Consider the following 1218-nt stretch of genomic DNA (forward strand, 5'->3'; position numbering starts at 1 on the left):
CGGTGTATAAGAGACAGGGGTAGTGCCGGTCGTCGTAGGCGGGCGGACGCGCGGGGGCGCCGGGGCGCACCTCGATGACCTCCAGTTGCGAGAGCAGGAAGTTGGGCAGCAGCAGCCGGTCGACGAGCGCGAGCACGCGGGGGTCGTCGATGAGGGGGTCCGCGACGCGGGTGTTGTGGAGCACGCCGTACACGCGGTGGGTGTGGCGCGACCGGAACGGGTCGCGGCCGGCGGGCCTGAGCAGCGGGGTGAGCTCCTCGCGGATGCGGCGGCAGCCGGCCGGGCTCAGCAGGTCGCGCAGGACGAGGTGGCCGTCGCGGTGGAGCGCGGACATCGCCCCCGCGCCGGTCATGACGCCTCCACACGTGCGGCGCCGAGCGCGGCGGTGGTGAACTCCCAGATCTCCTGGAGCACGGCGGCCCGGTCGGGGCGCGGGTCCTGGTCGAGCACGACCGCCAAGATGGAGCGCATGCCGCCGACGACGGAGGCGGACATGAGGCCCGGGTCACGGCCCCGGGTGACGGCGCCTTCGGCCTGGCCGGCGGCGACGTGCTCGGCGCCGAGGGCGATGACCTGCCGGGCGCAGCGGGCTTCCATCGCGGCCACCTGGGCGTCGCCGACCATGCGGCCGAGCACCACGGGCGCGAGAGGCTCGTCGTACACCCAGTCGACCCACCGGGTGAGCTGGGCCCGCCAGCGTTCGAGCCAGGTGCGGCCGTCGAAGTGGCCGAGCACGGTCTCGGTCACGAGACGTTCGTAGAAGTCGGCGAGCAGGGCGCTCATCAGGCCGCTGCGGGTGCCGAAGTAGCGGTAGGGCAGGCCGGCGCTGAGCCCGGCGCGGCGGGCGACGGCCGCGACCTCGACGTCGCCGGTCTCGATGAGCTCGGCGCCGGCGGCCTCGAGGATGCGACGGCGGGTGGTGGCGGCGCGTTCTGTCAGGGGCTCCACGCTCCAGAGGTTAGTTGAGTTCAACTCAAATGGCCAAGCCCCAGGTGAAGTTGCCCCGGTCTGGTGGACACCTTGGTGTGCCCTGGGTTCGATGGAGTCGCGTCTGTGGACGCCATGCCACGGCGGACGCGAAGTAGTGACTATGAATCGCCCCGGCTTTGATGGAGACCTCAGCGGTTGATTGCTAGGGCTTCGTTGGGATGGTGCTGAGCGTAGTAGATCGCCTCGAACTCCTCGGGCGGGAGGTGGCCGATGGCTGAGTGCAGGCGG

General features: G+C 71.6%; 2 protein-coding genes. Both read right to left on the reverse strand.

Annotated elements, in window-relative coordinates; genetic code table 11:
- On the reverse strand, positions 1 to 352 hold a 352-nt coding region (locus tag E1292_RS50430; RefSeq protein WP_165975192.1), incomplete at its 3' end, for a phytanoyl-CoA dioxygenase family protein.
- A complete protein-coding gene (locus E1292_RS50435) occupies positions 349 to 948 on the reverse strand; it encodes a TetR/AcrR family transcriptional regulator (protein WP_165975193.1) in 600 nt (199 codons plus the stop codon). The genes E1292_RS50435 and E1292_RS50430, both read right to left, overlap by 4 nt.
- Positions 949 to 1218: the final 270 nt, after the last annotated feature.

Source organism: Nonomuraea deserti (assembly GCF_004348685.1).
GTDB lineage: Bacteria > Actinomycetota > Actinomycetes > Streptosporangiales > Streptosporangiaceae > Nonomuraea > Nonomuraea deserti.